21 protein-coding genes are annotated in these 17,836 nt (G+C 57.4%); 15 read left to right on the top strand and 6 right to left on the bottom strand.

The genetic code is table 11. From position 1 onward, the window contains the following. Positions 1 to 35 precede the first annotated feature (35 nt). From guaA to Z947_RS0112535, 9 genes are all read left to right on the top strand, one after another. Positions 36 to 1,625 (top strand): glutamine-hydrolyzing GMP synthase, encoded by a 1,590-nt coding sequence (guaA, locus tag Z947_RS0112575; RefSeq protein WP_025044651.1) that lies wholly within the window; start codon positions 36 to 38, stop codon positions 1,623 to 1,625. Then, on the top strand, positions 1,616 to 1,894 hold the full coding sequence (locus Z947_RS0112570; protein WP_025044650.1) for a putative quinol monooxygenase: 279 nt from the start codon (positions 1,616 to 1,618) through the stop codon (positions 1,892 to 1,894). Before guaA ends, Z947_RS0112570 begins: the two co-directional genes overlap by 10 nt. Beyond that, positions 1,891 to 2,754: a DMT family transporter gene (locus tag Z947_RS0112565; RefSeq protein ID WP_025044649.1), complete on the top strand. Its 864-nt coding sequence runs from the start codon at positions 1,891 to 1,893 to the stop codon at positions 2,752 to 2,754. Before Z947_RS0112570 ends, Z947_RS0112565 begins: the two co-directional genes overlap by 4 nt. A 41-nt stretch (positions 2,755 to 2,795) precedes the next feature. Further along, positions 2,796 to 3,710: a DMT family transporter gene (locus Z947_RS0112560; RefSeq protein ID WP_025044648.1), complete on the top strand. Its 915-nt coding sequence runs from the start codon at positions 2,796 to 2,798 to the stop codon at positions 3,708 to 3,710. 32 nt (positions 3,711 to 3,742) lie between these two features. Next, positions 3,743 to 4,597 carry an ATPase gene (locus Z947_RS0112555; RefSeq protein WP_025044647.1) on the top strand — a complete coding sequence of 285 codons (855 nt, stop codon included), beginning with the start codon at positions 3,743 to 3,745 and terminating at the stop codon, positions 4,595 to 4,597. A gap of 87 nt (positions 4,598 to 4,684) precedes the next feature. Next, complete coding sequence (metA, locus tag Z947_RS0112550; protein ID WP_025044646.1) at positions 4,685 to 5,605, top strand: homoserine O-acetyltransferase MetA; 921 nt, start codon at positions 4,685 to 4,687, stop codon at positions 5,603 to 5,605. Position 5,606: 1 nt separating this feature from the next. Continuing rightward, positions 5,607 to 6,578: an alpha/beta fold hydrolase gene (locus tag Z947_RS0112545; protein ID WP_037938893.1), complete on the top strand. Its 972-nt coding sequence runs from the start codon at positions 5,607 to 5,609 to the stop codon at positions 6,576 to 6,578. A gap of 48 nt (positions 6,579 to 6,626) precedes the next feature. Further along, positions 6,627 to 7,496 carry a polyphosphate kinase 2 gene (gene ppk2, locus Z947_RS0112540; protein ID WP_025044644.1) on the top strand — a complete coding sequence of 290 codons (870 nt, stop codon included), beginning with the start codon at positions 6,627 to 6,629 and terminating at the stop codon, positions 7,494 to 7,496. Then, positions 7,489 to 8,106, top strand: a complete 618-nt coding sequence (locus tag Z947_RS0112535; protein ID WP_025044643.1) for a TetR/AcrR family transcriptional regulator — start codon at positions 7,489 to 7,491, stop codon at positions 8,104 to 8,106. Before ppk2 ends, Z947_RS0112535 begins: the two co-directional genes overlap by 8 nt. On the opposite strand, the gene Z947_RS0112530 is transcribed toward Z947_RS0112535, so the two are convergent. The 4 genes from Z947_RS0112530 to Z947_RS0112515 all read right to left on the bottom strand — a co-directional run bounded on the left by Z947_RS0112530 (position 8,103) and on the right by Z947_RS0112515 (position 11,904). Continuing rightward, positions 8,103 to 9,095 (bottom strand): LLM class flavin-dependent oxidoreductase, encoded by a 993-nt coding sequence (locus Z947_RS0112530; protein WP_025044642.1) that lies wholly within the window; start codon positions 9,093 to 9,095, stop codon positions 8,103 to 8,105. The genes Z947_RS0112535 and Z947_RS0112530 overlap by 4 nt on opposite strands. A gap of 212 nt (positions 9,096 to 9,307) precedes the next feature. Further along, entirely contained in the window at positions 9,308 to 9,796 is a 489-nt protein-coding gene (gene rpsI, locus Z947_RS21065) for a 30S ribosomal protein S9 (protein WP_037939483.1), read from the bottom strand. Between the two features lie 2 nt (positions 9,797 to 9,798). After that, positions 9,799 to 10,260, bottom strand: coding sequence for a 50S ribosomal protein L13 (gene rplM / locus Z947_RS0112520; protein WP_025044640.1), 462 nt, complete (start codon positions 10,258 to 10,260; stop codon positions 9,799 to 9,801). Positions 10,261 to 10,473: 213 nt separating this feature from the next. After that, a complete protein-coding gene (locus Z947_RS0112515; RefSeq protein WP_025044639.1) occupies positions 10,474 to 11,904 on the bottom strand; it encodes an aminotransferase-like domain-containing protein in 1,431 nt (476 codons plus the stop codon). 97 nt (positions 11,905 to 12,001) lie between these two features. On the opposite strand from Z947_RS0112515, the gene Z947_RS0112510 reads away from it, so the two are divergent. Beyond that, a complete protein-coding gene (locus Z947_RS0112510) occupies positions 12,002 to 12,232 on the top strand; it encodes a DUF1127 domain-containing protein (RefSeq protein WP_025044638.1) in 231 nt (76 codons plus the stop codon). A 74-nt stretch (positions 12,233 to 12,306) separates the two neighbouring features. On the opposite strand, the gene Z947_RS0112505 is transcribed toward Z947_RS0112510, so the two are convergent. Continuing rightward, entirely contained in the window at positions 12,307 to 12,735 is a 429-nt protein-coding gene (locus tag Z947_RS0112505) for a PaaI family thioesterase (RefSeq protein WP_025044637.1), read from the bottom strand. A gap of 59 nt (positions 12,736 to 12,794) precedes the next feature. Between Z947_RS0112505 and Z947_RS0112500 the strand changes: the two genes are divergently transcribed. The 4 genes from Z947_RS0112500 (at position 12,795) to gluQRS (ending at position 16,751) form a co-directional block, all read left to right on the top strand. Then, the gene (locus tag Z947_RS0112500; RefSeq protein WP_025044636.1) at positions 12,795 to 13,580 is read left to right on the top strand and encodes an enoyl-CoA hydratase; all 786 of its coding nucleotides are present in this window, start codon (positions 12,795 to 12,797) and stop codon (positions 13,578 to 13,580) included. A 334-nt stretch (positions 13,581 to 13,914) separates the two neighbouring features. Further along, positions 13,915 to 15,267 (top strand): methylenetetrahydrofolate--tRNA-(uracil(54)-C(5))-methyltransferase (FADH(2)-oxidizing) TrmFO, encoded by a 1,353-nt coding sequence (gene trmFO, locus Z947_RS0112495; RefSeq protein ID WP_025044635.1) that lies wholly within the window; start codon positions 13,915 to 13,917, stop codon positions 15,265 to 15,267. 9 nt (positions 15,268 to 15,276) lie between these two features. Beyond that, positions 15,277 to 15,885, top strand: coding sequence for a class I SAM-dependent DNA methyltransferase (locus Z947_RS0112490; RefSeq protein ID WP_025044634.1), 609 nt, complete (start codon positions 15,277 to 15,279; stop codon positions 15,883 to 15,885). Next, positions 15,882 to 16,751 (top strand): tRNA glutamyl-Q(34) synthetase GluQRS, encoded by an 870-nt coding sequence (gene gluQRS / locus Z947_RS21060; protein ID WP_037938888.1) that lies wholly within the window; start codon positions 15,882 to 15,884, stop codon positions 16,749 to 16,751. The genes Z947_RS0112490 and gluQRS overlap by 4 nt, the downstream gene beginning before the upstream one ends. 29 nt (positions 16,752 to 16,780) lie before the next feature. Here the strand turns inward: gluQRS and hisI are convergent, their stop codons facing one another. Next, positions 16,781 to 17,134: a phosphoribosyl-AMP cyclohydrolase gene (hisI, locus tag Z947_RS0112480; RefSeq protein ID WP_025044633.1), complete on the bottom strand. Its 354-nt coding sequence runs from the start codon at positions 17,132 to 17,134 to the stop codon at positions 16,781 to 16,783. 74 nt (positions 17,135 to 17,208) lie between these two features. Here hisI and Z947_RS0112475 point away from each other — a divergent pair, with 74 nt between their 5' ends. Next, positions 17,209 to 17,658: an iron-sulfur cluster assembly scaffold protein gene (locus tag Z947_RS0112475; protein ID WP_025044632.1), complete on the top strand. Its 450-nt coding sequence runs from the start codon at positions 17,209 to 17,211 to the stop codon at positions 17,656 to 17,658. The last annotated feature ends 178 nt before the right edge of the window (positions 17,659 to 17,836 follow it).

Genomic DNA, 17,836 nt, shown 5'->3' with positions numbered 1-17,836 from the left:
TTGCCAGCCGCGCAATCCCTCAATACTCAAGCGACATGAGCAAAACAGACGCCCCCACCGCCCCTAGCCCGCTGGACCATGACCGCCTGCTGATCATTGATTTCGGCTCTCAGGTCACCCAACTGATTGCCCGTCGCCTGCGCGAACTGCATGTGTTCTGCGAAATTCATCCGTTCAATACGGTGGACGATGCGTTTCTTGCGGATTTCGATCCCAAGGCGGTGATCCTGTCCGGCGGCCCTGCGTCGGTCTTTTCCGAAGGGGCACCGCGCCCGCCGGCAAAGGTTTTCGAACTGGACGTGCCGATCTTGGGCATCTGTTACGGCCAGCAAGTGATGATGGAAATGCTGGGCGGCAAGGTCGAGCGCGGCCATAACACTGCTGAATTCGGCCGCGCCTTCGTCACGCCAGAGGCTGAAAAGCTGGATTTGCTGCAAGGCTGGTTTACCACCGACAAAGAACAGGTCTGGATGAGCCACGGCGACCACGTCAGCAAAATCGCCCCCGGTTTCAAGGTCTTCGGCACCTCGCCCAACGCGCCTTTTGCGATCACCGCCGACACGACACGCAACTTCTATGCGGTTCAGTTCCATCCCGAAGTGCACCACACGCCCAATGGCGCGAAGCTTTACGAAAACTTCGTGCGTCTGGCGGGGTTCAAGGGCGACTGGACGATGAGCGCCTATCGCGAAGAGGCAATTGCTGCGATCCGTGCTCAGGTTGGCGATGAAAAGGTGATCTGTGGTTTGTCGGGGGGCGTTGATTCCTCTGTGGCGGCTGTCCTTATCCATGAGGCCATCGGCGATCAGCTGACTTGCGTCTTTGTCGACCACGGTCTGTTGCGCAAAGGCGAGGCTGAAGAGGTCGTGACCATGTTCCGCGACCATTACAACATGCCATTGATTCATGCGGACGAACAGGAATTGTTCCTTGGCGCGCTCGACGGTCAGGACGATCCGGAAACCAAGCGCAAGATTATCGGCAAACTCTTCATCGACGTGTTCCAGAAACACGCCAAAGAAGTCGGCGATGCAAAGTTCCTCGCCCAAGGCACGCTGTACCCTGATGTGATCGAATCGGTCAGCTTTTCCGGTGGCCCCTCGGTCACCATCAAAAGCCACCACAACGTGGGTGGCCTGCCCGAAAAGATGGGCCTGAAACTGGTCGAACCGTTGCGCGAACTGTTCAAGGATGAGGTCCGCGCATTGGGCGTTGAACTTGGCCTGCCGAAATCCTTTATCGGGCGCCACCCCTTCCCCGGTCCGGGTCTTGCGATCCGCTGCCCCGGTGAAATCACCCGCCCCAAGCTGGAGATCCTGCGCGAAGCGGATGCCGTCTATATCGACCAGATCCGCAAACACGGTCTCTATGATGAAATCTGGCAGGCCTTTGTCGCGATCCTGCCTGTGCGTACGGTCGGCGTGATGGGCGACGGGCGCACCTATGACTTTGCCTGCGCCTTGCGTGCGGTCACATCCGTCGACGGGATGACGGCGGATTACTATCCATTCACCCATGAATTCCTTGGTGAAACCGCGACCCGCATCATCAACGAGGTGCCGGGCATCAACCGTGTCACCTATGACATTACGTCCAAACCTCCGGGCACCATAGAATGGGAGTGACGCTTACGGGATATTTGCGCTGTGCGGATGAAACAGAAGCGGCCCGTGTGCGCGCGGCCTTGGACGATCATATTCGTCTGACGCGCGCCGAGGCCGGCTGCATCTCGTTTCATGTCACAGCGACCGGCGATCCTTTGGTCTGGCAGGTCTCGGAAGAGTTCACCACACCAGCGGCCTTTGAAGCACATCAGACGCGGGCCGCCGCGTCGGATTGGGCCCGCGAAACAAAGGGCATCGCGCGGGAATACGAGATCAAGGGCATGCCATGAACACCACGGTGCAAGCTGCGCTTTGGATGACGGGCGCGGTTGTCAGCTTTACCGCTATGGCCATTTCGGGGCGTGAGTTGAGCAGCGGCTTCGACACATTCGAGATCATGATGTACCGCTCGGCCTTCGGCTTTCTGGTCGTGTTGATCCTTGCCTTTGCCACGGGGAGCATCCGTCAGGTCGGCACCGGTGCGCTTCGGACCCATTTGATCCGCAATGTGTTTCATTTCACGGGCCAGAACCTTTGGTTCTTTGCCGTCATTTCGGTGCCCCTTGCGCAGGTTTTTGCGTTGGAGTTTACCTCCCCCCTTTGGGTAATTGTGCTTTCATTTCTGTTGCTTGGCGAACGGTTGACCAAAATTCGCGCCTTGGCAGGGGTCATGGGATTTATCGGTATTCTGATCGTCGCCCGCCCCAGTGTCGACGGCATGAGCGCAGGCATCCTTGCCGCCGCTTCCTGCGCCATTTTCTTTGCCCTTACCTATGTGTTTACCAAACGCCTGACCCGCACCGAAAGCATTACCGCGATCATGTTTTATCTTACCCTGATCCAGCTGGTTTTCGGGATTATTACTGCGGGTTACGATGGCGACATCGCTCTGCCGACCGCTGCTGCCTTGCCTTGGTTAATCCTTGTGGCCTGCTGCGGGTTGCTTGCGCATTTTTGCATCACCAAGGCGCTGACCATCGCCCCCGCTACCGTCGTGGCCCCCATCGACTTTGCGCGCCTGCCCTTGGTCGCCGTTGCTGCGATGCTGCTGTATAACGAAACCATTGATATCTGGGTCTTTGTCGGGGCGGTGATCATATTCGCGGGAAATTATCTAAACATCTGGTTCGAAACCCGCAATTCCGCATGAAACGGGTCGTGCCTGCCTGTGCCCCGCATTAGATCCTAGGCATGAGCACACAAAAATCGATATCATCGCGCGCATGGGCTGAAATGTTGTTACTGGCGGCGATCTGGGGCGCGTCCTTCTTGTCGATCCGCATCGCGCTGGACGAAGTCGGCCCGCTGACCGCCGTCGCGCATCGTGTCGGCTGGGCTGCATTGGCGCTTTGGGGGGTGGTCTGGCTGTTGCGCCTGCCGGGGCCGCGTGATCCGAAAATCTGGCTCGGTTTTCTCGGCATGGGCGTGCTGAACAATGTCATCCCCTTTGCCTTGATGTCTTGGGGGCAGCTTCACATCGAAACCGGTTTGACCTCCATCCTCAACGCAGCGACTGCAATCTTCGGCGTTATCATGGCCGCGCTGTTTTTCGCAGATGAACGCATCACCGCGCGCAAGGCCATTGGTGTTGGCCTCGGCTTTGCCGGTGTGGCCATGGCAATCGGTCTTGAAAACCTGCGCAGTTTTAATCTGCGTTCGCTGGCGCAACTGGCGGTGATTGGCGGCACGATCTCTTATGCGCTGGCCTCGGTCTGGGCGCGAAAACGGCTGGCCGGCCAACCGCCGCAGGTGGCCGCCGCCGGCATGGTGACCGGTTCGACCCTGATCATGCTGCCCTTGGCGTGGATGGTCGAGGGGCCGCTGACCCTAAACCTGCAAACCGACACGATGGTGGCCATCGGGTATTACGCGTTGATCGGGACGGCGTTGGCCTATCTGCTGTATTATCGCGTGTTAGCCATGGCGGGCAGCGGCAACCTGATGCTGGTTACCCTTCTGATCCCGCCATTCGCTATGGTGCTGGGCGGGCTGGTATTGCACGAAACCTTGCGCGCCTCTGCCTATGGCGGATTTGCACTTCTTGCGCTTGGACTTCTGGTGCTGGACGGGCGCGTCTGGCGTCTGTTGCCTGCGCGGGCTAGATAAAGGCAACGCCCTTAACCAACGGACCCCGCCAGATGCTTTACAACACCGCTCAAGAATGGCGCGACGCCCCGCGCCGCAAAGTTTTGGTCTTTGGCATGTCGGGTTTGGGCAAAACGCACCTGTCGGGCCTGCTCCGCGGATCCGGCGACTGGTTTCACTACTCCATCGATTACCGCATCGGGACGCGCTATCTGGGCGAAACCATACTCGACAATGCCAAAGCCGAAGCGATGAAAGTGCCGTTCCTGCGCGATCTGCTGCTGTCCGACAGCATCTATATCGCGTCTAACATCACTTTTGAAAACCTGTCGCCCGTTGCTACATGGCTGGGCAAACCGGGTGATCCGGCCAAAGGCGGATTGCCGATGGCCGAATATGCGCAACGGCAGGAGGCGTTCAAACAGGGCGAGATTGCCGCGCTGCTGGATACCGCCCATTTCGCGGATCGGGCGAAGACACTTTATGGCTATGAACATTTCATCTGTGACACAGGTGGATCGATCTGCGAATGGGTTAATGCGGATGATCCCGCGGATCCCCTGCTCAGCGCGCTGGCCGAAGAATGCCTGCTGGTCTGGATCAAAGGTGACGCGGCCCATACCCAAGAACTGGTGAAACGCTTTGACCGCGCGCCCAAACCGATGGCCTATCAACCCGAATTCCTGACCCGTGTGTGGCAGGAATACCTGGATGAAAACGACTGCGCGGAAGGTGATGTTGATCCAGATGCCTTTGTGCGCTGGACCTATGCGCAGGCCCTGTCGCATCGCCAGCCCCGTTATGAGGCCATGGCGAAATGGGGGGTGACCATCACCCCCGATCAAATCGGCACTCTGCAAACCGAAAGCGATTTTGTTGACCTCATCGCAAGCACTCTGGATGCATAACCCCCTCGCCAGATCGTGAGCACTGCTCCCTTGGCAGCACGGCAACGGCGCACTATCTAACCCCTTCACAAGACCGGACCTGATCCCATGCCTATCAAACTGCCCTCCACCCTGCCTGCCTTTGACGTGCTGACGCGCGAAGGCGTAATGGTACTGGACGAAGAGCTGGCGGCCTCGCAGGACATCCGCCCGTTACGTATTGCTTTGCTTAACCTGATGCCGAAAAAGATCCAGACGGAAAACCAGTTTGCACGGCTGATCGGGGCCACGCCCTTGCAAATCGAACTGACCCTTTTGCGCATGTCGGATCACCAGACCCGAAACACCGCTGCCGAACATATGGAAAGTTTTTATCGTCCTGTTTCAGAAGTCATGGACGAAAAATTTGACGGGCTGATTATCACGGGTGCGCCGATCGAACATATGGATTTCACGGATGTCGGGTATTGGGACGAGTTGACCCGTGTGATGGACTGGACCCAGACCCATGTGCATTCCACCTTTGGCGTGTGCTGGGGCGGCATGGCGATGATCAACTATTTTCACGGCGTCAAGAAACACATCCTTGAGCACAAGGCGTTCGGCTGTTTCAGACACCGCAACCTGCTGCCTGCTTCGCCCTATTTGCGCGGGTTTTCCGATGAATGTGTGATGCCCGTGTCGCGCTGGACCGAAATGCGCCAAGCCGAAGTCGATGCGCATGACGGCCTTATCACACTATTGGGCAGCGACGAAGTTGGCCCCTGTCTGGTCGAAGATCCCGCGCACCGGGCGCTTTATGTATTCAACCACTTTGAATACGACAGTGACACGCTAAAGCAGGAATATGACCGCGACGTAGCCGAGGGCACGCCGATCAATGTGCCGTGCAATTATTACCCCGACGATGATCCGTCACGCCCGCCGACCAACCGCTGGCGCAGCCATGCGCATTTGCTGTATGGCAACTGGATCAACGAGATATACCAATCCACGCCGTTTGATATGGCGGCCATCGGAAACCGGTGAAATGAGGCGCGGCGTGATAGTTCTAACGATCCTGATTGCCGCGTCGATTGTTGTGGTGCAATGGCGTGCCGGCGCACGTGAAGCACAGGCAGAAACCACTTCGCCGCCTGTCGGGCAGGTTTTGGATGTGGACGGTGTGCCGGTGCACGCGCTTGTCATGGGACAAGGGCCGGATCTGGTCATGTTGCACGGTGCCAGCGGAAACCTGAAGGATTTTACAATGGGGTTCGCGGACCGGTTGACCGACCGCTACCGCGTGATCCTGCTGGACCGCCCCGGTCTGGGCTGGACCGGCCGTCCCAAAGGCCATGGCGGCGCGTGGAACAACAACGAAGAATCACCGCGAGAACAGGCAGCCCTTTTGCAAAAAGCCGCCGATCAGCTTGGCGTGCAAAATCCTATTGTTCTGGGCCATTCCTTCGGCGGCATCGTCGCGCTTGCTTGGGGACTTGGCCGTCCTGATGACACGGCGGCGCTTGTGCTGGTCTCAGCCGTGTCGGAACCTTGGCCAGGTGAGCTGGGCTGGACCTATGGTGTTTTCGGCTCAAAACTTGGCGGGGCCTTGGTCGTGCCGCTGATCACCGCCTTTGTGCCGCAACGTTTTGTGTCGGACAGCATCACTTCCATCTTCGCCCCGCAAGAGGCACCGGCAGGCTACGCGGATCATATCAGCACAGGTCTGACGCTGCGCCGTGAAAGCACCCGGGCCAACGCCCAACAGGTCAACGCCTCGCGCCCGCATGTTGTTGAAATGCAAAAGAATTATGGCTCTCTGCGCATGCCCATCGAAGCGGTACATGGGGATGCTGACACGATTGTTCCGCTAAGCGTTCATGCTGAGGTGTTGATGGGCGACGTCCCAAACGGCAAGCTGACCGTGCTGGCAGGCGAAGGGCATATGCCCCAACACACCGCCCCTGACGCTGTTGAGGCCGCAATTGATCGCGCAGCGGCCCGTGCGGGTTTGCGTTAAGCCGATTAACATCCCATATAGAGTGTAACATTCTCTTCTGGAGGCCCCATGGACCTGCCCTTTGACGGCGCGATCAGCGCCTATTTCAACAATGACGCGCCCGACGACATCCGCGCAGCCATCAAACGTGCCGACAAGGGCGACATTTTGGCGCCCGATTACCCCCATTCCGAACGGATGGCGCGTAAGGTGTATGAGCGCGAAATGGCGCAGCTTCAGATCGAACTGGTCAAGTTGCAGGCTTGGGCGCAGGACACGGGCACCCGCATCGCTTGCGTCTTTGAGGGGCGCGATGCGGCCGGCAAAGGCGGCACGATCTCACGGTTTCGGGGCAATCTGAACCCGCGCTCCGCCCATGTGATTGCGCTTTCCAAACCGACCGAAACAGAAGCCGCCGAATGGTATTTCCAGCGTTATATCAAACACCTGCCCTCTGCCGGTGAAATGGTTTTCTTTGATCGGTCATGGTACAATCGCGGCGTTGTCGAACATGTTTTCGGATTTTGCACGCCCGAGCAACGCGAACATTTCTTTGCTCAAGTGACCCCGTTTGAGCAAATGCTAGTGGATGATGGCATCCACCTGTTCAAATTCTGGCTCAATGTCAGTCGCGGCGAACAATTGCGCCGTATGCTTGCGCGTGAAAGTGACCCGTTGAAACAGTGGAAACTTAGCGGCATCGACGTCAAAGGCCTGAGTAAATGGGACGCCTATTCTGATGCCATTCAGGAAACCCTGACGCGCAGCCATTCTGCACATGCGCCGTGGACTGTGGTGCGCTCCGATGACAAACGCCGCGCCCGTTTGAATGCCATCCGCACTGTGCTGCACACCTTTGATTATAAACGCAAAGACAAGAAATCCATCGGTCAGATCGATCACGGCGTCTGTGGTGGACCGGACATCTGGGATGGCTAAAAAGGGCTATCATCACGGCAATCTACGTCAGGCTTTGGTCGACGCTGCACTTGAATTAATCGAAGTGCGCGGGCCGATGGGTTTCACCCTGTCGGAAGCGGCCAAACAGGCAGGGGTCACACCGGCGGCGGTCTATCGCCATTTTGACGGGCGCGAGGCGCTGATTGCCGAAGCGGCTGAGCAGGGATATGCGATTTTCTCCGATCTGATGGATTATGCCTATCAGTCCGGCCAACCCTCTGCGCTTAAAGCGTTCGAGGCGACGGGCCGTGCTTATCTGGCCTTTGCCCGCAAGTATCCCGGCCATTACATCGCTATGTTTGAAAGCGGTATTTCGATCAACCGCACACCTGAACTGGCACAGGTCGCCAATCGCGCCAACGGGGTACTGGAGAAAGCCGCCACCGACCTCAGCCAGCACATACCCGAGGACAAACGCCCGCCCGCATCCATGTTCTCCGCCCATATCTGGGCGATGAGCCATGGCGTGGTCGAACTGTTCGCGCGCAACTCACCGGGCCGCGCCTCGCCCTTCCCACCCGAGGATCTGCTGGAAACCGGGATCGGCATTTATTTGCGTGGCTTGGGGTTGGTACAGCCGGACGATTAAACGGGCGCAGGTTCCAAATCAGGCATGATCTCTGCTGCGATCTGCAAGGATTTTTTGCGCGCGGCATGATCATGTATCTGGCTCGTCAAAATCACCTCATCCGGTTGATAACGCGTGATTAATTCGCGCAACTCTCCCCGTACTTTCTCGCGGCTTCCGGTTGCCGAAACCGACATCATCTGATCCACGGACCGGCGCACGCCCGCCCCAATCACCGCGTCGATGTCTTCAACGGGGCGCGGTAATTTCCCCCGTGTGCCGGTGCGCATCCGCGCAAACGCCTGTTGCATCGACGTGCGGAGATAGGCACCTTCTTCGTCAGTGTCTGCGGCAAAAACATTGGCCGCCAGCATGAAATGCGGTTTCGCCAAATGCACGGAGGGCCGAAATGTCCGACGATAAATCTCCGTCGCCTGCTCCAGAGCGTCGGGCGCAAAATGCGAAGCAAAGGCATAGGGCAAACCATAATGCGCCGCCAGCTTTGCCCCGTAAAGCGAGGACCCCAAGATCCAGACCGGCACATGGCTGCCTTCACCGGGTAAGGCCCGCACCGGTGCGCCCTCACGCGGATCGCCGAGATATCCAATCAATTCAGCAACATCACCGGGGAAATCATCACTGCCGGCACGGCGCAGCGCGTGATAGACCGCCTGATCGCCACCGGGTGCACGCCCCAACCCCAAATCAATACGATCTCCATGCAAGGCTGCCAAAGTCCCGAACTGTTCCGCAATCGTTAACGGCGCATGGTTGGGCAACATCACACCGCCAGCTCCGACACGGATCGATTTGGTATGGGCCGCGACATGCCCGATTAAAACGGCGGTCGCCGCGCTTGCGATCCCCGGCATGTTGTGGTGTTCGGCCAACCAGAACCGGTGATACCCCAACGTCTCGCAATGCTGCGCCAGATCGGTTGTGTTTTTCAACGCCTGCGCCACGTCGATACCTTCAGGCACCGGGGCCAGATCAAGAACAGAATACTGCATTAATTCACCTCGTCATTTTTCAATAACCTAAGCATTGGTTGGGGCAATCAAAACCCGCTGGCCCCGCTTTATCTTCATCTTGCCGAAAAACGCTGGCTGTTCGGGGGCGGCCACCGGCGCACGGCGAAATGCAGAGTTTGAAAAAGGGCACAAAATGCAAAAAGGGCCGCACCCAACGGTACGGCCCTCTTCGAAAAAATTTGGTGTAAAGCTTAACGTTTTGAGAACTGGAAGCTCTTACGCGCTTTGGCCTTACCGTATTTCTTACGTTCCACAACGCGGCTGTCGCGTGTCAGGAAGCCCGCGGCCTTCAAGGCACCGCGCAAAGAGGGATCATAAAGCTGGAGCGCTTTGGAAACACCGTGCTTTACCGCGCCGGCCTGACCAGACAAACCGCCACCTTTAACCGTGGCGAATACGTCAAACTGACCTTCTGTGCCAGTGATGCCGAATGGCTGGGCAAGGATCATCTGCAAAACGGGACGGGCAAAATATTCATTCTGCGGCTTGCCGTTTACGACAACTTTACCGGAACCGGGTTTGATCCAGACGCGGGCAACCGCATCTTTACGCTTACCAGTGGCATAAGAACGGCCCAGTTCGTCACGGACGGGCTCGCGTGGGGTCAATTCGACTTCGGGTGTCGCCGCAACGCCGGCAACCTGTGCGAGGTCTTCGAGTGTGTTGATTTCGTCGGACATGTTCATGCACTCCGCGTGTTTTTGGGGTTCATGGCCTTAACGTCCAGAACTTCGGGGTTTTGCGCCTCGTGACCATGCTCTGTGCCTGCATAAACGCGCAGGTTTGTCATGATCTGACGGCTCAAGCGGTTGCCGGGCAACATGCGCTTAACGGCAAGGGTCACAACACGCTCTGGGTGTGCGCCTTCAAGGATCTGCGCTTTTGTGCGCTCTTTGATCCCGCCGGGGTGGCCAGTGTGCCAGTAGAATTTTTCATCGCGCTTCTTGCCGGTCATCTGGACCTTTTCCGCATTGATGATGATGACGTTGTCACCACAATCCATGTGGGGCGTGAAAGAAGGCTTGTGCTTGCCGCGCAAGCGCATGGCAACGATTGACGCGAGACGACCCAGCACGACGCCTTCGGCGTCAATGATGATCCATTTCTTGTCAATGTCAGCCGGTGTTGCTGAGAAGGTTTTCATCGGACATTCCTAAATGTTGTGTGGCAAAAGGACCAAAGCCCGATGCCCAGTAGTGATGGGCGGGTTATAAACCTAAGATACGCACGGTCAAGCGCGGCACCGCTAAATTAACGACACAAAAACAATGGGTTACCAATTAGGTAATATAATACCCCACATCAAGATGCAAATTTTGCCCGCTGGTCAGGATTGCGGCCGATTTCAAAGCGCCTGCTATACCCCGATTTCCTCTGGCGGGTTATCAAGCAGACAGCGCAGCCGTTCCATCGCGGCTTCGAAGCTTTGCAAGGACACCCCCCCGTTCACGGCCATCCGCACTGCATGTGGGCTTTGCGCGTCACGGCCTGCGAATTCTTCGGCGGCCCGGATCTGCACACCTTCTTTTTCGGCGGCCTGACAAAAGGCGGAGGCGCGCCAGCCTTGCGGCAATTTCAGCCACACGAACGGCACATCCTGCCGCCAGCGCAAATCGAACCCGCCCAGTGTATTCACGGCAATCTTGACATAGCGCTCAACGCCAAGCCGTGACGCCTCCATGATATCCGGCAGTTGCGGATGACTTAACAAGGCGGCTGTGAGATCCAGCATCGGTGTTGCCAACCCGAAAAAGCCGTGTTCGGCAGAGCGGTGAAGCGCGCCTGACATGCCCTTGGGCCCGATCGCACAACCAATCCGCAAGGATGGTGTCACGGATTTTGACAGCGAACTGACGTACCAACCGCGTTCAGGGGCCAGTTGGCGATACCCCTCGCCTTCGGCACGGCCCATCCGGTAACAGTCATCCTCCAGTATCTGCAAATCAGCCTTACGGGCCACATCGACAAGCGCCAGACGGCGCTCCATCGGGGTAAAGCCGCAGGTGGGACTGTGTACTTCGGGTGATGTACATAAAACCTGTGCTTCGGGGTGGCGTTCGGCGGCGGCGGCCAAAGCGGCGGGAATGATGCCGTCTTTGTCACATTTGATTGGTACAATATCAGCGCGCAATAATTCTGCAGCGCGGCGAAAGCCCGGATAAGCCAGTTCTTCAACAAAAACCACAGGCCGCCTGCCCCGCAAAATGGTCTGAAACACTAGCAAAATTGCGTTCTGTCCCCCGTGTGACAGGACAATATCGTCCGGATCAATTTGTCCAATCGGTGCCCCGTGCAGCCATTTCGCCATCGCTTCCCGAGCTGGTCTCGCGCTGCGCCTTGAAGGGTAATGCATGATGCCTGACGGTGGATCTTGCGCGATTTCGCCAAGCAGACGGCGGATCAGCTTGGCCTGCCCCCCATTGGGCAAATGCGGGGAGAACAGGTTTACCGTGTTGATGTCGCCCCCAGAATTGTGGTGGACCACATCGATCTCAATCAGGTTCAACGGGAGTTCGCCGGCTTCTTTGTCGATAGTCGTACTCGGGTCGCTCACAAACGTGCCGCGCCCGACCTCGGCATGCAACACGCCGCTGTCGGTCAACACCGTATAAGCACGCGCGACCGTCCCCGGTGTAATCTGAAGTTGCCACGCCAATTCGCGCACCGGTGGCAGCTTTTCACCGACCGTCAGACCGCCAGACGCGATTTGGTCACGGATCATCGCCACAACAGCTTTGTACTTGGGTTTCGACTCTTGCAGTGTCTCCTTTGACCAAATTGTATCCATTACAATGTTTCCCTAGCGGCTTTGTATCAAAATTTGTATCACAACACTGTAGCAATTCGCTATATTGTGTCAATACAATTCAATTAAGGAGTTTCCCATGACACTCGCCAGACCGATACCGACCGATGCGTTCAGCACGCTTTCCCAGCACGGCACGCCGATTGCGGCGCGCGTTGCGGTCCGTTTTGCGGTTGTGGTGACGAAATGGGCCGCACGCCGGCGCACGCGCCTTGCGCTTTCACAGCTTGAACCGTGGCAGCTGAGTGATGTGGGACTAACACCTGACGACGTTCAAGGCGAGCTGCGTCGCGTGTTCTGGCGGGTGTAACATCCCCGTGACAACCGCCAGATCTCTTCCAACTGGGCCGGATTTCTCCGGCCCATTTTTCACGTAGTTTCGTTCTAACCCATTGATTTGGGGGGGATCGCATAGGTCAGACTGGCCCGCGCCACAGGTTTGTCCATCCCTTCCGAGAACAGCAGAACGTCAGAAACCGACAGCTGTTTGCCAAGTTTCAACAGCCGCGCCTTGGCAATCAACGGCACGCCCGCCTTGGGTTTGTGCATGAAATCAATGGAACAATTCGTCGTGACCGCCAGGGCTTTGGGTCCAATATGGGCCAACGTAACCACATAGGCCGCCACATCCGCCAAACCGAACATCGCAGGTCCTGAAATCGTGCCGCCCGGGCGCAGGTGTTTGTCCGACGTCAGCAAACGCATGGTGACGTTATCGCCGTCGACCTCATCCACGTGGAAATCATCTGCGACCTGTTCGAATACCTGTTCCAGAAATTCATTCAGTTGCTGCGCTGTCATAACCGCGGCCATGCTTGTTCTCCCCTCGCTATTGCCCCTAGAGTTGGCGCAGAAAAAGCGAGGGTGACAAGATGGCAATTCTGCAAGTGACGCAACGTGGTGCCGTGGCCAAGTTGGTTATGAACGCACCGGAGCGGCTGAACGCCCTGTCGGACGAAATGCTGGCGGCGTTGCAAACGACGTTGGATCGGTTGGCGGATGATCCGAAAACCCGCGTGATTACGCTTGCCGGCAGCGGCAAGGCGTTTTGCGCAGGCCATGATCTGCGCCAGATGACAGCGATGCGACAAGCCCCGGATGGTGGCGCTGCGGCGTTCAAGGATCTGTTTGACCGCTGCGCCACTGTCATGGCGCGAATCCAGTCGATGCCCCAGCCGGTGATCGCACAGGTTCACGGCATCGCCACTGCAGCCGGATGCCAGCTGGTTGCGACCTGCGACATGGCGGTTGCGGCACAGGGTACGCGGTTCGGCGTCAACGGTGTAAACATCGGTCTGTTCTGCTCGACACCGATGGTGGCCCTGTCGCGCAACATCCCGCGCAAACAGGCATTCGAGATGTTAACGACTGGTGCTTTCATCGACGCCGAACGCGCAGAAACGCTGGGGCTGGTCAACCGTGTGGTCGCGCCCGACGCCCTTGAGGCGGAAACCACACAACTGGCTGAACTTGTCGCTTCCAAACTGGGCGCGGCCGTCAAAATCGGAAAAGGCGCATTTTATGCGCAGATGGCGATGACCACCGCGGACGCCTATGCCTATACTGGCGAGGTCATGGTTCAAAACATGCTGCGTGAAGACACCGCCGAAGGCATCGACGCCTTCCTTGAAAAGCGCGATCCCGACTGGAACCAGTGACTGTTTCCAAAGCCGATTACAATTGTTGCGAAAACAGGGCTATCAATTGGGGCGCAATTGGGGCATGATTGTGACAGAGCGCAGATGCGCCTGACTATTTTGGGTCGCCGCCTTGCAGAAGGTCCCTCCAGATCAGCCTCTCACTGATCGACCATCCCTGCGGCGGCGACCCCAAAATCAGCCCCCTCCGAAAATCATCCCCTTACCGAAACGACTCAACGCAATGTTTTGGTGTGCCGCGCGGCATGCATTTAACGGCTGCGTCGCGTGAAGCTCTGAATGTTGTGCCTGACAGCCCATTGCACCTGTGCAGCCCCTGCCCTAAATCCACCTGATGGATAATACATTGCATATCATCGGCGGCGGAATGGCCGGATCAGAGGCTGCTTGGCAGGCTGCAAACGCAGGCATTCAGGTTGTCATCCACGAAATGCGCCCGCATGTCGGCACGTTTGCCCACCAAACCGGACTGCTGGGCGAAATGGTTTGTTCCAACTCCTTTCGCTCGGACGATTCGGAGCAGAACGCCGTCGGGCTACTGCATTGGGAAATGCGCGCGGCCAATGGCCTGATCATGGCCACGGCGGACAAGCACAAGCTGCCCGCAGGTGGCGCGCTGGCTGTGGACCGTGAACCCTTTGCCCAATCGGTAACCGACGCCTTGCTCGCACATCCGAATGTGACTGTTGAATATGGCGAAATCACAGAATTGCCGGATGAAGGGCAATGGATCATCGCGACCGGCCCCCTGACGTCCGGCGCTTTGGCCGAGGCGATAGCAGCAGAAACAGGCGCCGAGGCCCTTGCCTTTTTCGACGCCATCGCGCCGATCATCTATTTCGACAGCATCAACATGGACCGTGCATGGATGCAGTCCCGTTACGACAAGGGCGATACCGAAGAGGAGCGCACAGCCTACCTCAACTGTCCGATGTCGAAAGAACAATACGAAGCCTTTATCGACGCCCTGTTGGCGGCGGATAAGACCGAGTTTCGCGAAGGTGAAACCGCCGGTTATTTCGATGGTTGCTTGCCAATCGAGGTCATGGCCGAACGCGGTCGCGAGACCCTGCGCTTTGGGCCGATGAAACCTGTGGGCCTGACCAATGAACACCAACCCGACGTCAAAGCCTATGCCGTTGTGCAACTGCGCCGCGACAATAAACTGGGCACGCTTTATAATATGGTCGGCTTCCAGACCAAGATGAAGCACGGCGCGCAAGTTGATGTTTTCAAAATGATTCCCGGTCTTGAGGATGCGTCTTTTGCCCGGCTTGGCGGCATTCACCGCAATTCGTTTATCAATTCGCCAACCTTGCTGGACGATCAGATGCGCCTACGCTCTCGTCCCAATATCCGGTTTGCCGGACAGATCACGGGCGTCGAAGGTTACGTCGAAAGCGCGGCAATGGGGCTGCTTGCCGGTCGGATGGCCGCGGCTGAGCTGCGAGGGGGCGATGCGCCGACGCCGCCGAATACCACGGCGATGGGCGCGCTGATCACCCATATCACCGGCGGTGCCGAGGCGAAAACATTCCAGCCGATGAACGTAAACTTTGGGCTATTCCCCCCTGTTGAAGGGCTGAAATCAGGCCGTCGCGGGCGCAAGGATCGCTATAGAGCCTATACAGATCGCGCCAAGACCGACTGGCAGGCATGGCTGGACAGAAACGAAACGCCCGCCTAAACTGCTGGTATGACAGAAGTTTTTCTGAACAAGATCTACAGCGCTAACGGGACGGACGAGACCCGTGAAATTTACGACGCTTGGGCTAAGAGTTACGAAACCGAGCTTGGCGATAACGGGTACGCCACACCGGCCCGATGCGCCGCAGCGCTGGCGGGTGTCACCAAAGATCTGAACGCGCCTCTTCTTGATTTCGGCTGCGGCACAGGTCTGTCGGGTTTGGCGTTTAAAAATGCAGGGTTCACCACGATAGATGGCGTTGATGTATCAGCAAAAATGCTAGCGCAGGCCACGACCAAGGGCATCTACCGCACCACGGAACATATTGATGAAACAACGGCGATCAATGCCAATGTATATGCGAATATTGCTGCGATCGGGGTTATCGGCACAGGCGCGGCACCTATTTCTGTGCTCGACATGTTGATGAAGGCCCTGCCGCGCGAAGGGCGTTTCGTGTTCTCGTTCAATGATCACACGCTGGAGGATCCGGTGCATGAAGCGCGGATTAACGAATGGACAGACTGTGGGGCCGCACGGTTGCTATTTCGTGAACGCGGAGCGCATCTTCCGGGCATAAAAATGCAATCCACTGTATACATCCTTGAAAAAGCGTGACTTTTAGAACCCGCTTTGCCCCGTCGCCGACGGGTCCCTTGCATTTGGGCCACGCCTATTCTGCGATGCTGGCCCATGACATGGCCGTCGCACAGGGCGGGGAGTTCCTTTTACGGATTGAAGATATCGACCAAAGTCGCGCGCGCACCGTATGGGAGGCGCAAATCTATGACGACCTGAAATGGTTGGGTCTCACGTGGCCAGAACCTGTAATGCGCCAGTCAGACAGGCTTGGCACTTACGGCGCGACGCTCGATAGATTGTGGGAAAACAACCAGATATACACTTGTCGTTGTAGCAGAGCAGATATTAACGCGGCACTTTCCGCGCCGCAGGAGGGCGTCCCGACCCACGGACCCGACGGTCTGATCTACCCGGGAACCTGCAGGCCGAGGGCGATGCGCCCCACGACAGAACGCCCACAAGGCAACGTCGTTTTGCGCCTGAACATCGCGGCCGCCGTGCAAGATTCTGACAGGATGTTTCAATTCCACGAAACGGGTTCCGGACCACACGGCGAAACAGGATTGATTTCTTTCACGGGTCAGGACGTTGTCACAGAGGTCGGCGATATCGTCATCGCGCGGCGCGACATGGGCACGTCCTATCACCTTGCTGTGGTGTTGGACGATGCCGCGCAAGGGATCAGCCACGTGGTGCGCGGGGCGGATTTATTCGAGGCAACCAAAATCCATGTGGTCTTGCAAAACCTGCTCGGGCTGCCAGTACCGACCTATCATCATCACAGGCTGATCCGCGATGAAGCGGGCAAAAGACTGGCAAAGCGCGACGATGCCAAGGCACTTTCCCTCCTTCGAGTAAGTGGATTAACAGCCGAAGATATTCGTTCTTTATTATTACCTTAAGGATTAAAGCTGATGTTTTGGATCAACCGTCACAGGGCTAGATTCTCGATCACTTCGCCGTCCTTCACCGTTCTGTAGAAACAGTGTCGCCGGCCTGTGTGACAAGCCGCCCCCGTTTGGTTAACCAGAACCAGCAGGCAGTCCTGATCACAATCAAAGCGGAATTCGACCAGTTCTTGCGTGTGCCCGCTGGTCTCACCTTTAATCCAGAACGACTGCCGCGAACGGCTCCAATAGGTCACGCGCCCCGTCTTCAGCGTCTGTGCAATGCTTTCGGCATTCATCCACGCAAGCATCAAAACCTCACGGGTCTCGGCATCCTGTGCGATCGCAGGAATCAGCCCGGCATCGTTGTAAGTAAGATCGGCGGGATCAAATGGCATGCTGAGCCTTTCAAAAATTTTTGCATCTTCGGACGAGAGGGTTATGTAGGCATTAACGGACGAAGGAAATAGCCATGTCAGGCGAGACAGATCTAATCAAACTCTACTCGGGCCGCATATTGGCGTTGGCCGCGGACATTCCGCATCTGGGCCGATTGGACACACCGGACGCCACGGTAAAACGCCGCTCGCCCCTGTGCGGATCTGCCGTGACGGTTGATGTACAGGTGCATGACGGCAAGCTAAGCGCGCTTGGGCAGGACGTAAAAGCCTGCGCGTTGGGACAGGCCGCAGCTGCGGTCGCGGGTGGCGCAGCGCTGGGGGCGACCCTTGATGTGATTACCAAAGGGCGCGATCAGTTGCGCGCAATGCTCAAAGAAAACGGTCCCGTTCCTGACGCCCCCTTTGACGGTTTCGACGTACTTGCCCCCGCAGTGGATTATAAGAACCGCCACGCCTCGATCATGTTAAGCATGGAGGCGATTGCCGAGGCGATGGAAAACGCCGCAGCGACAGCCGACTAAGTCGCTCCAATCAAAAAAAACGCCGCACATCCAAAGGGATGGCGGCGCAAGGAAAGCGTTTCTTACGGGGACCCGATTTACCGTGGGGTGAGACCCCGCGCCGGTTAAGGACAGGCAGTACCAACCGGCAGCATCAATTTGGGACGGATGCAAAGGGGTAAATCGGCATAAGATCGCA

Source organism: Sulfitobacter geojensis (genome assembly GCF_000622325.1).
Lineage (GTDB): Bacteria > Pseudomonadota > Alphaproteobacteria > Rhodobacterales > Rhodobacteraceae > Sulfitobacter > Sulfitobacter geojensis.
The sequence above is the reverse complement of the archived record's forward strand: the minus strand, read 5'-3'. Positions and strand labels throughout refer to the sequence as shown.